Annotated in this window: 12 protein-coding genes and 1 pseudogene; 7 read left to right on the forward strand and 6 right to left on the reverse strand. The window is 62.0% G+C overall.

What is annotated here, in order from left to right; genetic code table 11:
• Window positions 1-158: 158 nt before the first annotated feature.
• Complete coding sequence (locus ABEI27_RS08735; RefSeq protein ID WP_375799017.1) at window positions 159-1,106, forward strand: carbohydrate ABC transporter permease; 948 nt, start codon at window positions 159-161, stop codon at window positions 1,104-1,106.
• Window positions 1,107-1,118: 12 nt separating this feature from the next.
• Here the strand turns inward: ABEI27_RS08735 and ABEI27_RS08740 are convergent, their stop codons facing one another.
• On the reverse strand, window positions 1,119-2,351 hold the full coding sequence (locus ABEI27_RS08740) for an RNA-guided endonuclease InsQ/TnpB family protein (protein WP_375799018.1): 1,233 nt from the start codon (window positions 2,349-2,351) through the stop codon (window positions 1,119-1,121).
• A gap of 219 nt (window positions 2,352-2,570) precedes the next feature.
• Between ABEI27_RS08740 and ABEI27_RS08745 the strand changes: the two genes are divergently transcribed.
• On the forward strand, window positions 2,571-3,443 hold the full coding sequence (locus tag ABEI27_RS08745) for a carbohydrate ABC transporter permease (RefSeq protein WP_375799019.1): 873 nt from the start codon (window positions 2,571-2,573) through the stop codon (window positions 3,441-3,443).
• A gap of 175 nt (window positions 3,444-3,618) precedes the next feature.
• On the opposite strand, the gene ABEI27_RS08750 is transcribed toward ABEI27_RS08745, so the two are convergent.
• Window positions 3,619-5,082, reverse strand: coding sequence for an ABC transporter substrate-binding protein (locus ABEI27_RS08750; protein ID WP_375799020.1), 1,464 nt, complete (start codon window positions 5,080-5,082; stop codon window positions 3,619-3,621).
• A 172-nt stretch (window positions 5,083-5,254) separates the two neighbouring features.
• Here ABEI27_RS08750 and ABEI27_RS08755 point away from each other — a divergent pair, with 172 nt between their 5' ends.
• Window positions 5,255-5,974 carry a fumarylacetoacetate hydrolase family protein gene (locus ABEI27_RS08755; RefSeq protein WP_375799021.1) on the forward strand — a complete coding sequence of 240 codons (720 nt, stop codon included), beginning with the start codon at window positions 5,255-5,257 and terminating at the stop codon, window positions 5,972-5,974.
• 98 nt (window positions 5,975-6,072) lie between these two features.
• Here ABEI27_RS08755 and aceB read toward each other — a convergent pair whose 3' ends face one another.
• On the reverse strand, window positions 6,073-7,386 hold the full coding sequence (gene aceB / locus ABEI27_RS08760) for a malate synthase AceB (protein WP_375799022.1): 1,314 nt from the start codon (window positions 7,384-7,386) through the stop codon (window positions 6,073-6,075).
• A 373-nt stretch (window positions 7,387-7,759) separates the two neighbouring features.
• On the opposite strand from aceB, the pseudogene ABEI27_RS08765 reads away from it, so the two are divergent.
• A pseudogene (locus ABEI27_RS08765) lies at window positions 7,760-7,822 on the forward strand (hypothetical protein); the annotation flags it as partial.
• A complete protein-coding gene (locus ABEI27_RS08770) occupies window positions 7,823-8,416 on the forward strand; it encodes an IclR family transcriptional regulator (protein ID WP_375799023.1) in 594 nt (197 codons plus the stop codon).
• A 365-nt stretch (window positions 8,417-8,781) separates the two neighbouring features.
• On the opposite strand, the gene ABEI27_RS08775 is transcribed toward ABEI27_RS08770, so the two are convergent.
• On the reverse strand, window positions 8,782-8,964 hold the full coding sequence (locus ABEI27_RS08775) for a hypothetical protein (RefSeq protein ID WP_375799024.1): 183 nt from the start codon (window positions 8,962-8,964) through the stop codon (window positions 8,782-8,784).
• 391 nt (window positions 8,965-9,355) lie between these two features.
• Complete coding sequence (locus tag ABEI27_RS08780) at window positions 9,356-10,948, reverse strand: GMC family oxidoreductase (protein WP_375799025.1); 1,593 nt, start codon at window positions 10,946-10,948, stop codon at window positions 9,356-9,358.
• 116 nt (window positions 10,949-11,064) lie between these two features.
• Here ABEI27_RS08780 and ABEI27_RS08785 point away from each other — a divergent pair, with 116 nt between their 5' ends.
• Entirely contained in the window at window positions 11,065-14,091 is a 3,027-nt protein-coding gene (locus tag ABEI27_RS08785) for an FAD-binding and (Fe-S)-binding domain-containing protein (protein WP_375799026.1), read from the forward strand.
• A gap of 71 nt (window positions 14,092-14,162) precedes the next feature.
• Here the strand turns inward: ABEI27_RS08785 and ABEI27_RS08790 are convergent, their stop codons facing one another.
• A complete protein-coding gene (locus tag ABEI27_RS08790; RefSeq protein ID WP_375799027.1) occupies window positions 14,163-15,305 on the reverse strand; it encodes a pyridoxal-phosphate-dependent aminotransferase family protein in 1,143 nt (380 codons plus the stop codon).
• Window positions 15,306-15,632: 327 nt separating this feature from the next.
• On the opposite strand from ABEI27_RS08790, the gene ABEI27_RS08795 reads away from it, so the two are divergent.
• Window positions 15,633-16,277 (forward strand): helix-turn-helix domain-containing protein, encoded by a 645-nt coding sequence (locus ABEI27_RS08795; protein WP_375799028.1) that lies wholly within the window; start codon window positions 15,633-15,635, stop codon window positions 16,275-16,277.
• Window positions 16,278-16,290: the final 13 nt, after the last annotated feature.

Consider the following 16,290-nt stretch of genomic DNA (forward strand, 5'->3'; position numbering starts at 1 on the left):
CCGCACGACCGGCAGAACGAACGCTTCTTGCTGCGACGCCATCGGCGACGAACCGCCAGACGCTTAGTACGAAACACGCCTCTCAGGCCTTGTTTCGGCCGTCACGAGCCGAAGATCCGTACATTAAAACTAAGTGTAGGCTGCTCACATAGAGCGGTATGTCTCTTCGAGAATCCCTGGCATCCGGCCAATTACACGGATACCGTCAGGATCTGTTTGGGATGCTGTCCAAGCGATGGGTGTTCGTCGCCCTGACGGTGGTGCCGGCACTCGCCGTATTCGGGCTCGTGAACATCTTCCCGATGCTGTGGGCGCTGGCGGCGTCGTTCTTCGAGGTCGGCGCGTTCCAACCGTCCTGGACCTGGGCCGGCCTGGAGAACTTCGAGACCGTGATCGCGAGCGGCGACTTCTGGGCTAGCATCCGCCGCTCGCTGATCTTCGCAACCGGCTCCGTCGTGTTGCAGGTCACGGCGGGCACCGCATTGGCGCTCTTGCTCGATCGGACGTACAGTTTCAAACGCGTAGTTCGCGCGGTCGCGCTCGTTCCGTATATCGTTCCGACGGCCGTCCTGAGTTTCATCGCACTGTGGATGGGTAACCCCCGCTACGGGATTATCAATCAGTTGCTGGTGGACGGCGGGCTGATCTCGGAGTTCATCGCGTGGTACGGCACGACCGACCTGGCGATGCTCTCGGTGATTGTCACCAGCAGTTGGAAGTTCACGATCTTCGTGACGATCATCGTGTTGGCGCGGCTTCAGAGCATCCCGGCGAGCATCTACGAGGCCGCGATGGTCTCCGGGGCCTCACGGTGGGATCGGTTCAAGGACATCACGCTGCCGAACCTGAAGGGCGTGCTCTTTATCGTCGTTCTCCTGCGCGGCGTCTGGATGTTCAACAAATTCGACATTATCTTCATCCTGACGAACGGCGGCCCGGTGAACACCACGACGATTGCGTCGATATACGCCTACCGAACGGCATTCTCCGATTTCAACCTCGGTGAGGCGGCGGCAGTCTCGACGTTGCTTTTCGTCCTCCTGGTCGGGGCAGCGATCGTCTACTTCCACTTCTTCGAGCCGTCCCAGGAGGTGCGTGTCGAGTAAGCTAACCCACGACTAAAGTCGTGGGCTTTCAGCGTGGACTCTCGCTCTGGCCGAGTCATCGGCGGGTGTGAAATCACCACTCGCGGTTAGCATCCCGCTGTTCAAGCGCACGCCTACGGGTGCGCCTTCGCCGTCGCCGGTTTGGTGACGACGAAGATGTCGTAGTCCAATGTTTTTGGCTGCGTTGTAATCAGCGTGGTTCTGGTAGCCACACTTTTGACACGTGAAGTCACGACCCTGTCGGTTGGTCGGGTGGGTAAACCCACACTCCGAACAGCGCTGGCTCGTGTTCTGTGGCTCTTCCTGGACGACGTCGAGGCCGTGTTCGTGGGCTTTGTACTCGACGTAGTCGTACAGACGCTCGAAGGCCCATTTGTGTCCCCACGACGCATTCGTCCGATCACGGATCCCCGTCAGATCCTCGAACACGATTGTCGAGCACTCGTATGCGAGTGCCTCCTCGACCAGCTCGTTACTGATCCGGTGGAGTAGCTGTTTGAATCGGCCTGACTCTTGTCGCCCAACAGCAGCGAGGTTCTGGTGTGCCCAGCGCGTCCCACACTGCTGGAGATCGCCACGCCGTTTCTCGTACTCACGGCGCCAATGGTCGAAATCATCACCGGACCAAAACGTACCCGTCGACGTCACCGCAAGGTTATTGACGCCGAGATCGACCCCGAGAACTGTCCTGTTCTCGGTGGCCTCTGGCTCAGATTCGATGTCGGTCCGGGTCCGAATATGGAGCTGCCATTCACCATCGGTCCGGTGGAGTTCCGCCCCGGTTATCTCGTACGCGTCGGAAAACAGATACTCCTGGTGGGGCGTCCCATCCGGGTTCTCGGGCAGCACATAGTCGGCTTCGATCCGCCCTTCGACGGTCGCGAGACTCACGTAGTCGTCGTGGAATGTCGCCGATCGGTGATCGTAGACGACGTGCGGAGCAGTGAAGTCGGGTTTGGATGCTGATTTACCCTGCTCTCGTCGAGCAGCCACACTCTTGCACGCTGCAGTAGCTTTGTTTCGGGCAGCCTGAACGTGGTTACTGTGGAGACGCGTCTGGTCTCGGACGTCCGAATAGGTTTTCTCGTGAAGATCCGACTTACTCGTCGTAATGTACTCACCATCGAAGGCGTAGTCGGCGACGTACTGTGCTGCCCACAGGAACTCGTCGACGGTTTCGTGGAGAAGTGCGGAGTCGTGGCTGTCCACATCGAGTGTTACGGGGACAGTCCGACGCACTTCCATAGCTCATACTCGGAGCTGGGCACTAATAACCCCCGCCGAGCAGAGTACTGTTCCGCATACTCGTTTGCACTATAATTAAGTTCGTCAACCACAAACATCCGTGTGGACGATGGGACAGATACCAGTATCGAGAGTCGGCTTGTCGCAGATCGTGGATCGTGTCGGTGGTTGTCGGCTTCCTCCCACCCCTGAAGGGGTGGGTTTCCGCCTCGTGGATCTATGAGCAACGACGTCGCGACGCCGATGGAGTTCTGGTATCGGATCCCGTACAGCAAGCGGAAGAAGTACTACAACTGGGCGCTGAATCTGGTGCTGTCGATCGGACTCGCCCTGATTCTGTTCCCAATCTACTGGATGGTCGCGACCTCGTTAATGCCGCCGGAAGGGCTGTTTTCGCTCCCGAACCCGCTGGTGCCGACTGACGTCACGCTCGAAACGTATCGGTCGGTGCTGGAGACCGACGTGCTGCTGTGGTATCGAAACACGATCGTCCTCGCGGCGGGCGTCGTGGGCCTGACCACCGTCGCGGCGACGCTGGGCGGCTACGGCCTCGCGCGGCTCGACATCCCGTTGAAGAAGACGTTCGCGCGGGTCATCCTCTTTGGGTATATGTTCCCGCCGATCCTGCTGTCGATCCCGATGTTCATCTTCTGGCGGCAGATCGGGATCATCAACAGCCTGCCTGGCGTCATCGTTGCCCAGACCGCGACGACGCTGCCCTTCTCGCTGTGGCTGATGTGGCAGTTCTTCCAGACGGTGCCGTACTCCTATGAGGAGTCCGCCCGTGTCATCGGCTGTTCGCGCTTCCAAGCGTTCTACGAGATCGCCCTCCCGCTGGCGAAGCCCGGGATGATCGCGGTGGCCATCTTTTCCTTCGCCATCGCCTGGGGGGCGTACACGATCCCGACGGTGCTTCTCACGAGCAACTCGAAGTGGGTGCTCACGCTGGGGTTGTACAGCTTCACCCAGCAGGAGTCCGTCCTCTGGGGGCAAATTATGGCAGCCTCGACGCTGTTGGTGCTGCCGACGTTCTTCTTCGTCTACTATCTGCAGAAGTACATTCTGCGAGGATTCCGGGCAACGCGGATCTGACCGCCGCCGTACCGGCTCCGTTCTGCGCCGACTGTAGACTCGGTGTGTAGGCTCTCTCGGCACTCCCGCCGACGGCTCGTTCCGCGACGATACCCAGTTCCCGAGTCGGTGTTCCGACGCACTCTGCGGTGACAACGCCCGCATCAAAAAGTCGAACCGATCGTCCGTGGATCGCTTACCGCTGCGCGTCTTCGGCAACCTGTCGGAGTTCCTCGATTCGCCCGTCGATGACATCCGCCGGGTTCTTCTCGTTGAGTAACACGTCCGACTGGAGGTTCCAGATCGGCTCGGAGTAGTACACCGAGGTGTAGGGGTTCGGTGGCTTCGTCGTCCCGGCCTCGATCGTCTTGTGGGTGAGTTTCGAGAACGCCTCCTCTTGGTAGGTGTTGAATTGCTCTTCGGTCCAGCCGCTCTGGAACAGATCGGTGGAGAAGATGCCCTCGCGGTAGCGGTCGCTCTGCTTGACTGAGGGCCACGAGGGGATGTTCTGCACCGGCGATAGATTAAGTAGGAGGTCGGTAACGAACTCTTGGTTCGTCGCGTACCGGATGAACGCCTTTGCGGCCTCGGTGTTGGCGTTCTCGTAGGCGACGAAGCCCTCTGCGCTGCCCTCGGCGGCGTCGTCGCGGCGGCTCGAAGGCATCCCCGGCACGAACTCGATGTCCTCCGCGAACGACCGATCGTTCCGGATCGCCGCGTTCTTCGTCCTGACGCCGGCGTACCACGTGCTCGCAGCCTGGCCAGACTGGAGGATGTTTTGCGTGGTCGCCCACCCGGAGCCCTCACCCGGCGGCGAGTACTGCTGCCGGTCGGCGAAGAAGTTCAGCATCTCGATCACCCGACTACGGTAGGGGTCGTCGCCCATATTGATCCTGACTTGGTCGTCCTGCCACTCGGTGATCGAGCCGCCGTTGGTCCAGAGCCACGCGAGGAACCGCACCGTTGAGGCGCTGCCGGTCATAATTGGCACGTACGTCCCGCGGACGTCGTTGTCCATCCGGTCCACCTCGCTGGCGTACTGCGCGGCCTTCTCCCACGTGTTTGGGACGGTGTCGGTGAGGTCGCTCCGGTAACTGAACGTCGAGATGTTGTGGAAGAACGGCAGCATCCACCGTTCGCCCTCGACCTCGATGATGTTCTGGACGACGTCAGTCGCGTCCCCGAGCGACTCGCTCACTCGGTCGTACGTACCGGAGAGTGGCGTCAGCACGCCGCGGTTGCGAAGGATCATTGCCTCGCCGAACGACTGGATGCTGACCTCCGGCGGGTCGCCGGCCTGAATCAACTGGATGATCCGATCGAGGCTGCTGACGCCGGTCGTGACGAACTCCACGTTCATACTCGCACCGGTCGCGTCCTCGAAGTCCGACGCGATCCTGCGCCAGAGGTCCTGGATGTTATCGACCTGTGCGACGGTGATGAAGTGGATCTCCTCCCCTGAGAGGTCGGGCAGACCGTTGTCGGTGGAGGCAGTCGTCCCGCTGCCCGTCGCAGTACTGTCGCCACCGCTCGTTTCGGTACTGTCGCTACCGCCCCCTGAGCACCCCGCTAACGCGCCGATCCCGACGGTCGACGCGCCACCGACGGCCTTGAGCGCGTCACGTCGGGTGACAGTATCTAGGTATCGAACCATTTTCATCGTTGATGAACAAGACACGCATATTAAAAGGTTTATGATAATTTTTTTACACTTATCGCGAGCCTGCCATCGGATCGGTCACCGACGGTCGATGCCCGGCCCGAACGAGTCGATACCGCGGCCAGTCGACGCAGGACAGTAGACCTTTATTTCGGCTCCGTGATCGTCCGATATGCGACTCGCGCGGATCCAGACGCCAGACGGAATTGTTCGCGGCCGCTACAGCGATGGCGTCCTCGTCGCCGACGACGGGGAGTACGTCGTGGGACGGGACGGCTCGCTCGTCGCCCCTTGCTCGCCGTCGGCGATGTACTGCGTCGGACGGAACTACGCAGAGACGCTGGACCAGATGGACTACGAGCGGCCAGACGAACCCGACTTCTTCATCAAGCCCCAAGCCTCGCTCGCCGGCCCCGGTGCGCCGATCCGGTATCCCGACTGGACGGACGAACTCACCTACGCTGGCGAGCTCGCGGCCGTGATCGACGAGCGGTGCCGGGACGTCGCCATCGACGAGGTCCCCCAGATCGTCCGCGGGTACACGATTATGAACGACGTCGACGCTTTAGATCAGGGCGGTCGGACCGCCCGGAAAGCCTTCGACGGGTCGGGGCCGCTTGGACCGTGGATCGAGACCGATCTGGATCCGTCGGCTATCGGGATGCAGACGACGATCAACGGCGAGGTCCGACAGGACGCGAACACCGAACTGATGTTGTTCGGTCCCGCAGAGGTCGTCTCGTTCCTCTCCCGGCGATTCACGTTCCAACCGGGTGACGTCGTCGCCTTTGGCAGTCCGGCGAACCCCGGCCTGATCGAACCGGGCGACGAAATCGAGATCACGTACGAGGGCGTCGGGACGCTCCGAAACGAAGTCGTCGCCGACCCGTAAGCCCGACGCGCGATCGGCTTGAAACTGACAGCAGCCGCGAGAACCGAAACGCCGTTCCGCTTCGGAACGCGGCGGAACGCCGCGTTTCGCCGCCGTTCTCAGGACCCGACGGCTGTCGCGCGCTCGACGACGTCCTCGCCGTACATCTCCTCCAGTTCTTCGTGCTGATCGGGCCGGTGTTCGTAGACATCTTGGAACAGCGTGACCGGCGTCTGTGCGGCCTGGTAGGTGGCTTCGTCCCACATCCGATCCCTGCTGATCTCGATTTCTACACCGTCGATCACGAGCGTCGCCGACTGCGTCATCGCAATCGCGCCGCGACCGGCCTCCTTGGCGGCCTCGAACTCCTCCATCGAGTCGACGATGTCGTCCATCCCGGGGACGTAGGCCGCCATATTCGCAACCTCCTCGCGGAGTTCGTCCTCGTCGAGTTCGCGGGTATCGCCACCGACAGACAGAGTATAGGTGTCGCCGGACTGCTCGATGGTGACCGCGTCGCCGTCGTAGACGTGTTTCCCGTCCACCTCCGCGAGGTCGACCTCTTCGCCGTCGACTTCCAATAGCCAGCTACCGTCCTCCGGCGGGAGCGGTGCGGTGTTCGCCGCGACGACCTGACCGGGCGTCAGCGACCAGATCCCCGTCATCCCCTTCTCGCGGTTCTCACGCATCCGGGCGAGATAGCCCGCCTCGTCGCGGATGTCGTCGTACGGGCCGTCGACGGCGATCAGTCCGGCCGCGCTGGCTCCGCGGGAGGTGTTGTGCCGGAGCTCCGGCCACGGCGGCAGTTCACCGGTGCGCGTCATCGCACGCATATCCTTGGTGTAATCGACTTCGCCGTCGACGAGCAGGAACAACCGTTCGAGGTTGTTCGCGGGTCGGCCCATCTCCGCCCGGAGGTCGCCGAGCGCCAACTCGGCCTCGCCGGATTCGACGATCACAGACATCGAGAGCGAGCCCGGTTCGAGACCGGCCTCGTGTTCGACGATGGTGAGGAACTCGTCGGCCTTCTTCCAGTCGTCGATGTCCCCGACTTCCGGGATGACGAACCCGTCGATGTGTTCGATCGCACCGCTGTCGTCGGTGGCAACCCGCAGCATTTGCTGGAATCCTTGATACCGGAGTTCCGGATCCTCGCGGTGCCAGACGACCCGCGGGTGGATCTCACCGGGGAAGTCCGCACCGTACTCGGCGACGACGTCGACGATGTTCTCGACGCCTTCCTCGCGCATCGACGGCGCCGTCGCGTCCTCGTTGTCGGGAACCCAGACGTCGGGTGCTTGCATTCCCCGAAGTTGCGCTGCGCTCCGGAGCATCTTCGCGGAGTCGTCCTCTCCCTCAACGGCCGTCGGCGACGTGAAGAACGTTCGCACGAACTCACGTTCGTAGTGTCTGTCGGTGGTGTCGATAAGCATATGCCATTTGCAATAACTCTACGAATCCGCTTAAATGTGATGCGCCGGACAGCGGTTTGCCACCGGCGCGCCCCCTGCAGTATGGACACAAAACAATTTTTATAATGCTACATTGATCTCCCTAGTAGCGTCCCAAATTGCGGTCTGTTCCGGTGAATAACCGGCGCTACTGCGGCTTTATGCGGACTGTACGGGTGCGTTCGCGTCCGAGCAACCTACTTTTCTCATATAAAAACCACTGTGCCTGCCTCTGATGCCGTGTAGTATGATGAAAAAAGCAAATCACCCGATCAAATCGCTGGAGAAAACGGTGGCTATCGTCGATGCGCTGAAACGGCGGCGCTCGACGTCACTCTAGACCGTAGCGGAGGACGTAGACCTGAACGATAGCACGGTCCACAACCACCTGAGCACGCTCCGTGAACACGAGTACGTGGTGAAAGACGGCGACGCGTATCGGTTGAGTCTCAAGTTCCTCAACGTCGGTGGCATCCTCCGGCACGACGAACCGCTGTACGAGGCGGCGAAACCGAACGTCGACGAGTTGGCGGCAGAAACCGGAGAGTTGGCGACGCTCGCGACGCACGAACGCGGACTGGCAGTCGTGCTCCACCGAGCGAAGGGGGAGAACGCGGTCGACATCGACACCCACGTCGGAAGCCAAGTGACCCTGCACAACTCGGCGCTCGGAAAGGCGACTTTGGCCCACCTGCCGGACGAACGGATCGAGGGGATTCTCGATCATCGCGGACTCCCGGCAATTACGGAGAATACCATCACTGATCGGGCGGAGCTGTTCGACGAACTCGACCGGACAGCGGCGCGGGGCCACGCCTTCGACGATGAGGAGAACTGGCGGGGATTGCGGTGCATCGGGGCCCCGATCCTCACCGAAGCGGGCGCGGTGGTCGGCGCGATCAGCCTCTCTGTCCCCAAAAACCGCATCGACAGCGACGAGGACCGCGAGGCGTACGTCAGTCAGATCAAGAACGTCGCAAACCTGATTGAACTCCGACTCACGTATTCCTGACGCGCGGGTTCCGTTCGTGGCACCACGCGTGCTCCGCCGTCACCTGATGTGCCCGTTTATTCCCAAACGTACACGTGTTATTCTACGGTACCATTTGCTTCAACGCGACGCCCAATCGATCGCCGGGATCACTAGCCCGGATTTTACATCACAAAACTAATTCAGACGCACTCCTCGATCCGCGTGATTGTTCAGGCGCTCTCCCCTCCGCACGTAGCCGGTATACCACCACCCCGCTTCCGCCGGGATGCAACCTCACGAGCGTAACGCACGGAACGGTTCGAGCGGAGACGAAACGACAGCGCGAAACGTCGAAACGGATAGATTCGACGTGAGGGCGACGCTCGATCGTTCACTATCGACTCTCAGTTGACGCCGAGACACTCCTCTATCAGGTCCTGACTTTGGCTGCGCATCTCGATGTCGTCGGTGTATTCGACCGACCTCTTCTCGATGATGTACGCCCGGTCGGCGAGGTTGAGGGCGATTTCGGCGTTCTGTTCGACTAAAGCGATTGTCACCCCGTGGCCGTTGAGTTCGCCGATCATCACCGTGTTGAGCCGAATGCGGCCCTTCCACGAACGCGATATTTATCCTGCGGTGGTCTGCTGTGGTACAGTAGCGTTTGCAACTGATTGCATATCCGATCGCACGCAGTCGTGCGATCGAGTGAGCGAAAACTTACAAACGCCACTATAGTTTTCGGCTTCGTTGCCACTCCTGCTGCTGCAACCCCTCCCCCGATCGGATGCTACGCTCTCCTGACCGTGGTGAGGGAGACCTATTGCGACCGTATGTGTGCCTCCTGTTGTGCTGTGCTATTGGCTGTCTACCGTCAGTTATGGGTTAATTCATATAAAATTATGTATGTTCGTGCAGAGCGTCCGTAGCGGCCGGCGACGTTCGGCGCACAACGTGCTATTACGCGCGCTCCAGTCGTCACTCGCTCCCTGCGATGAGATCCGCAGCCCTCTCGCCGATTGCGAGGGTCGCCGCGTTCGTGTTGCCACTGACAATCCGCGGCATCACCGAGGCGTCAGCAACGCGCAGTCCCGAGACACCGTGGACCCGGAGGCTATCGTCGACGACGGCCATCTCGTCGTCGCCCATCTTGCAGGTCCCGACAGGGTGGTAGATCGTCTGTGCCTTCTCGCGGACGTGCTTGGCGAGTTCTTCGTCGGTCTGAGTGTCTTCGCCGGGCCAGAGTTCCTCCCCGCGGTACTCGTCGAACGGCCCGGCCTGCGCCACCCGCCGGGCCTCCCGAACGCCCTCGACGAGCGTCTCTATGTCGCCCGGCGCAGTCAGATACTGCGGGTCGATCACGGGGTCGTCAAAGGGGTCTGACGAGCGGAGCGTGATCCGCCCGCGGCTGTTCGGTCGGAGTTGGGTCGCGCCGATGTAGAACCCCTGTCCCTCGTCGGGATTCTCGTAGCCGTGGCGCATAAAAAACCCCGGGCCGAAGTGGAACTGAACGTCGGGTCGGTTCAGATCCGGGTCGGTCCGAAAAAACAGCCCCGCCTCGCCGCCGTTGGACGTCAGGCGACCCGACCGCTGGGTGTGGAACTCGACGACGTCATCGAGCGTTCCAACGTCGTCGCGCGTTTCCGCATTGGTGGCCTCGTAGTGCGTGGTAACGAACAGGTGATCCTGGAGGTTGCGGCCGACGCCCGGGAGGTCCGCCTGAACGTCGATTCCGTGTGACTGGAGGTGGTCGGCGGGACCGATCCCCGAGCACAGCAGTAGTTGGGGGGAATTGACCGCGCCGGCCGAGAGGACGACTTCTTCGGCAGCGGCGACCGTCCGCCGCTCGCCGTCGGTCTCGTACTCGACGCCGACGACGGCATCGCCGTCGAACCGGAGATTGGTCACCTGTGCCCCCGTCCTCGCATCGAGATTCGACCGCTCGACGAGCGCGGGTTTGAGATAAGCCGCCGCCGCGCTGTGGCGTTGGCCGTCCTTCTGGGTCACCTGGAAGAGGCCGACGCCTTCCTGACGCTCGCCGTTGAAATCGTGGGTGCGCTGGTGGCCGACCGCGGCGGCAGCGTCCACAAAGACCCGCGAGAGGTCGTAGGGCGACTCGAGGTCGGTGACGTTCAACGGACCACTGACCCCGTGGTACTCGTTGCGTCGGTGCTGATTGTTCTCGCTCCGCTTGAAGTACGGGAGGAGGTCCTCGTAACTCCAGCCCTCGTTGCCCAACGCCGCCCACCCGTCGAAGTCCGCGGGGTGGCCCCGGATGTGGATCATCGCGTTGATCGAACTGGAGCCCCCGAGGACCTTCCCCCGCGGCCAGAAGAGTTCGCGACCGTGCAGTTCCTCCTGGGGTTCAGTGTAATACTCCCAGTCGACATCGGTCTTGAACAGCTGGCCGACCTCGCTGGGCACGTGGATCGAGCGCTCGTGATCCGGCTCGCCCGCTTCGAGCACTAACACGCTCCTGTCTGGCGCTGCGGACAACCGCGTTGCGACTGCACAGCCTGCTGTCCCCGCCCCAACGACGACGTAATCGTAGGACTCGCTTGACTCCGTCATAGACTGATACTGATTAGCAACTCACACTATATCTTTCGATCGGCGGCGGACGCGACCCCGCGACGAACGCGTCGTTTCACCCGAGGGTTTAATTTCTTCATCGACTATAATCGACAATGGCAGTCGAAGACGAGTTCTACGACCCGACGGGGTTGGAAACGTCGGCAACGGGACTGTCGACAGCACGTCCGGACGACGAACGCTATGCAGCTCTGGCGGCCGACCTCCGGGAACAGGTGGCCGGCGAGGTCCAGTTCGACGAGTACGCACAGGTCCTCTATGCGACCGATGGGAGCATTTACCAGGCCCGCCCTGCGGGCGTGGTGCTCCCGAGGGGTATTGCGGACGTCCAGGCGACCGTCGAAATCGCCAGTTCGTACGACCTCCCGATTCTCCCGCGCGGGACCGGCTCCTCCTTGGCGGGGCAGACAGTCGGCAACGGGTGTGTCGTCATCGACTTCACGAAGTATATGGACGACATCGTTGCGGTCGACACCGACGCGAGGCGAGCGACAGTCCAGCCCGGTGTCGTTCAAGACCACCTCGACGAGCGACTCGCTCGCGACGGGTTGCAGTTCGCACCCGATCCCGCCTCCTCGAACCGCGCGACGATCGGCGGCGGCATCGGCAACAACTCCACCGGCGCTCACTCGGTCCGCTACGGGATCACCGACGCATACACCGAGGAACTACAGGTCGTCCTCGCGGACGGCTCGCTGATCCACACCCGTGAGGTCGTCCTCGGCAGCGACGAGCACGACGCCATCGTCGCGAAGGACGACGCTGAGGCGCGGATCTACCAGACCGTCCGCGAACTCGTCGAGACGCACGAGGACGAGATCGAAGCACGCTTCCCCGACCTCAAACGCTCGGTGTCGGGCTACAACCTCCAGAAGGTGATCTACGAGAACGACGCGGGCGAGGAGGTGATCAATCTCTCGAAACTGTTCGTCGGCAGCGAGGGGACACTGGGTGTGATCGTCGAAGCGACCGTCTCGCTCGTGACCAAACCCGACGAAACCGCGCTTGCGCTGTACTGCTTCGACGACCTCGTCGACGCGATGGAGGCGGTGCCCGAGGCCCTCGAGTTCCCGGTCAGCGCGGTTGAGTTGATGGACGACGAGGTGTTCCGACTGGCCCGCGAATCCGAGGGGTACGCCGAGTACGCCGAACCGATCCCCGACGGTACGACGGCGGCGCTAATGCTCGAATGGGATAACGAACTCGTCGACGACTTCGGGGCCGCCGTCGCCGACACGAACGCGCATTTCGTCGAATCGGGCACCGCGTTCGACGTGCTTGAGGCGTACTCCGAGGCGGACCAGGATCAACTGTGGAAACTCCGCAAGGCGGCGATTCCGCTTCTGATGAGTCTGGAGGGCGACCCCAAACCGTACCCGTTCATCGAGGACGCGACGGTGCCGCCCGAAGAACTCGCCGAGTACGTCGGGAAGTTCGAAAACGTCCTCGACACGCACGATACGTCGGCAGCGTACTTCGCACACGCCGGCGTCGGCACGCTACATATCCGACCGATCCTCAACCTCAAAGCGGACGAGGGAATCGAGAAGATGCACTCCATCGCCGACGACGTGACCGACCTCGTCGTCGAGCACCACGGCGCGTTCTCCGGGGAGCACGGCGACGGGATGGCCCGGACGGAATTCAACCCCAAGATGTACGGCGAGGACATCTGGGGAGCGTTCAAGCAACTGAAGACGGCGTTCGATCCCGAGTGGCTGTTGAACCCCGGGAACGTGGTGTACCGGGAGAAAGCGAGCGATCCCGGGCCGGAGAGCGACCGCGGCGTCGGGGCAGATATGCGCGATCACCTCCGGTACGGCCCGGAGTACCAGTCGATTGAACCGCAGTCGGAACTCGACTTCGACGACGAGGGCGGGTTCTCCCACCTCGTCGAGTTGTGCAACGGTTGTGGAACGTGCCGCCAGACCGACTCTGACGTGATGTGCCCGACGTACCGCGCCTCGAAGGAGGAGATCCAGACGACCCGCGGCCGGGCGAATATGCTCCGGGCCGCCATCTCGGGCGAACTCGGCGAGGACGAGATCCACTCCGAGCGGTTCCAGCGCGAGGTTCTGGACCTCTGCGTGGGTTGTAAGGGCTGCAAGAGCGACTGTCCCACCGGCGTCGATATGGCGAAACTGAAAGCGGAGGTGAAACACCAGTACCACGAGGAGAACGGTGCCAGTCTCCGTTCGCGACTGTTCGGAAACATCGATGCGCTCTCCGCGCTCGGCAGCCGACTCGCCCCGCTCTCGAATCTCGCGTCGAGCGTGCCGGGCAGTCGCCGCCTGCTGGAACGCGTCTTCGGGATCGCTCCCGAGCGCGAACTGCCGACGTTCCGCAGCGAGTCCTTCGAGGAGTGGTTCGACCGCCGCGGCGGCGCGACCGTCTCCGCCGACGAGGCAGACGCGAAAGTGCTGCTGTTCCCCGACACCTACACCAACTACACGTACCCGGACGCCGGCAAGGCCGCCGTCGACGTGCTGGAGGCCGCGAACGTCCACGTTCGGGTGTGTGACGATCTCGAACCGAGCGGTCGCGCCGCCTTCTCCACCGGACTGCTGGACGAAGCCACGTCGCGGGCCCGCCACAACGTCGAGACGCTCCGTCCGCTCGTCGACGACGGCTGGCACGTCGCGTTCATCGAACCCTCGGACGCCGTGATGTTCCAAGACGAGTACCGCGACCTCCTCGACGGGCCGGATGTGGAAACGGTGGCGGCGGCCGCCTACGGGGTGATGGAGTACCTCGACCTGACGCGGGCCGACGACCGCCTCGACGTCGATGCTCCGGCGGAATTGCTGACGTACCACGGACACTGCAACCAGAAAGCGACTAACAAAGATCATCACGCGGTCGGCGTCCTCCGACGGTCCGGATACGAGGTCGACCCGCTCGATTCGGGGTGCTGCGGGATGGCCGGCAGTTTCGGCTACGAAGCGGAGCATTACGACATCTCGCAGGCGATCGGTCGGATTCTGTTTAGACAGGTCGAAGAGAGCGACGGTGCGGTCGTCACTGTGCCGGGGGCGTCGTGTCGCTCACAACTCGGGGACCGCCCCGGAGAATCTCAGCCGCCACATCCGATCGAGAAGGTCGCCGAGGCGCTTGAGGAGTGATCGGCGAGCGCGGATTCCGGCTCGTTGATGGCGAGAACGCAGCGCGGGTGATCTAAGATCTCGACCGCGAGTTACGGTTCGTAGCCCTGGTTTCGCAGTGCGTCTTCGAGCGCGTACAGGACGAGTTCGATGTTGCTGGTTCGCGCGGAGTACCCCATACAGCCGACCCGGATGATCTCTCCTTCAAGATCGCCCAGTCCGCTCGCGACCTCGAGGTTGTGCTCGGCCTGCATATCGCTGAGCAGCGCCGACTCGTCGATCCCGTCGGGAATACGCACTGCGTTCAGCGACGGGAGCCAGTACGCGTCTTCGGGGTTCAGCTCGAGGCCGAGCGCCTCGAGACCCTCTTTGAGTTGGCTCGCCATCGCCTTGTGGCGCTCCCAGCGCGCTTCGAGGCCCTCCTCGGCGACCAACTGGAGCGCCTCGCGGAGCGCGTAGATGTTCGTGATCGGCGCGGTGTGATGATACGAGCGGTCGTCGCCCCAGTACCCCTCGAGCAGCGAGAGATCGAGGTACCACGACCGGACCTCGGTTTCGCGGTTCAGGACCTTCTCCATCGTCCGGTCGTTGAGCGTGAGCGGACTCGCCCCCGGGGGACACGAGAGGCACTTTTGCGCCCCCGAGTAAGCGACGTCGATGTCCCACTCGTCGACACGGAATTCGACGCCGCCCAGCGACGTGACCGAGTCGGCGATGACGTACGCGTCGTGGTCGTGTGCGATGTGGGTCAGTTCCGGAACGTTCGGCTGGAGCACACCCGTGCTCGTTTCCGCGTGGACGAACCCGAAGACGTCGGGATCGTACTGGTGGAACGCGTCCTCGACGACGGCAGGGTCGAGCGGTTCCCCCCACGGCGCATCGACGTATGCGACGTCGCCACCGGCGCGCTCGGCCATCGAGGCCATCCGCCCACCGAAGTAGCCGTTCGTCGGCACGAGGACGGTGTCGCCCGGTTCGACCACATTCGCGAACGCGGCCTCCATCGCGGCCGAGCCCGTTCCGCTCACCGGGATCGTCCACTGGTTCTCGGTCTGGAAGACGTATCGCAGGAGGTCCTGCACCTCGTCCATAACCTCGATGAACGACTCGTCGAGGTGGCCCACGAGGGGAGCACTCATCACGCGGAGCACGCGCGGGTGCACTTCGCTGGGGCCGGGGCCCATCAGTGTTCGATCCTCAGGTGTAAGCGGCTCCGTGTCCGGTGGCGACAGCATATCTTCTGGAAACGAAGCAAATATCATAAAACCGTGGGATCCCGTAATATGGTATGGACTGGCTTCGTGGTCTACCATCCCACGACGCAGTACATCGTCTGGAACGCGTCGTATCATATTTTTATTTGTATCATTGAAAATTTATAATACAGCAAAGCCCCGAATAACGGTTGAACTAATGCAATGAAACTCGCAAAGCCATAATATATCTCTGACCCTATTTAAAATATATAGGGTATTTTATATACAGGCCACTCCGACCGGCTACCCGGACGGACGGTTCGTTCGGGGCGGGGGCGTTAATTCGCTGTGGCCACAGGGGTCGGTATGAGCTTCATCGCGGAGTACACCATCGACTCTCCGATGTTGAAAGAGACGCACGAGGCTGTCCCGGAGATGACCTTCGAGATGGAGGATCTCCAGTTGCTCGAGGGTACGCAGCCGAAGTACGTGTTCTGGGCAGAGGGCGGCGACTTCGACCGGCTCGAGACGGTACTCGGGAAGGACCCGTACGTCATCAGTTTCTCACATCTCACCACCGTCGGCCACCGACGCCTGTACCGACTCAACTTCACGCAGGAAGCCAAAGAGATGATGACCTATCCAGAGGCCTCCCGGTTCGACATCGTATTTCTCGGAGCGACGTCGACAACGGATGGCGTTCACTTCCGCGCGCAGGTCCCGACTCGCGACGCCCTCTCGGAGTTCCGACGCACCTGCGAGAACAAGGAGTTGCCGTTCCGTCTCGATCGGATCTATCAGGAGGGTGACGACGCCGCCGATCAGTACGGCCTGACCGACCGGCAGCGGGAGGCGCTCGTGTTGGCTCACGAGCGAGGCTACTACGGACCCGACCGCGAGATCTCGCTGGCCGAACTCGCGGCCGAACTCGATATCTCGCGGCAGGCGTTCGCTGATCGACTCCGGCGCGGGTTGGAGAAACTCCTGGGTGACACCGTAGCGGGTGATTAAAGACTTGCATAAT

The sequence above is a fragment of the Halobellus sp. genome, assembly GCF_042218505.1.
In the GTDB taxonomy this organism is placed as follows: Archaea; Halobacteriota; Halobacteria; order Halobacteriales; family Haloferacaceae; genus Haloquadratum.